An 864-nucleotide genomic window follows, 5' to 3' on the forward strand; every position below is an offset into this window, starting at 1 on the left:
AGGCATCAGTAATCTTGAAATAGATTTTAATGTTGAGCTTTTTGATCGTTCGACTCGAAAGCCTTCACTAACCAAAGCGGGCGAGCAGTTATTTAAACAGGTGAAAGCGATCGTGCTTCAGGTTGAAGATCTGAATGTGACGGTTAACGCGATGGGTAGCGGCGAAGAGGGGCTCATCAAAATTGCATTAGATGATTCATTACTGGTTCCGAACTTATCTAAGATCCTTAGTCAGTTCAGTCAACAATTCCCTGCTACTGAAGTTGAACTGGTTGCGTGTACCACAACAGAGGTCAATCCGTTAATTATCGAAGAGAGAGCCGACATTGGATTGATGTTTACCAACTTGGCTTTTGATGTCGGTTCTGAGCCATGCTTTATCGGTCACTTACCGTTTATTGCTGTGTGTCATCCAAGTCATGCGCTCGCAAAAAAAGGTGTGGCGAAACTCTCTGATTTACTCCCGTATCGTCAGTTAATGTTGAGGGGAGACAAGGGGAAGGTGATGGATCAGTTTCCGCTGATTGCCGGAAAGGTATGGTGGTCAAACAGCTTTATTGTGATCAAAGAGATGGTACTTGGCAGTGATATTGGCTGGGCATACTTACCTAGGCACCTCGTCGAAGAGGAGCTGAATAAGCAGCGTTTAGTGGAGATTAATGTCTCATTCGATCACAAAACATGGTCACCGCCCGTTGATCTTGTTCTGTCTAAAACACGCTCAAAAGGTCCTGCATTACTTTGGCTTGAACAAGCATTGAAAGGCCTATTAGACGAAACTGAATAAAGAAAAGGCTCACCGTTTAACGTGTGAGCCTTTCTGTTCAAAGTGATACTGCTTTTTGTTAGTTCTAGTTCTAGTTC

1 protein-coding gene is annotated in these 864 nt (G+C 43.6%); it reads left to right on the plus strand.

Annotated elements, in window-relative coordinates; all coding sequences use genetic code 11:
• Nucleotides 1-787: LysR family transcriptional regulator (locus AB4653_RS28125; RefSeq protein WP_372105919.1), on the plus strand; the 787-nt coding region annotated here is incomplete at its 5' end.
• Nucleotides 788-864: the final 77 nt, after the last annotated feature.

It is taken from the genome of Vibrio sp. 10N.222.48.A3, assembly GCF_041475345.1.
GTDB classification, from domain to species: Bacteria; Pseudomonadota; Gammaproteobacteria; order Enterobacterales; family Vibrionaceae; genus Vibrio; species Vibrio tasmaniensis_A.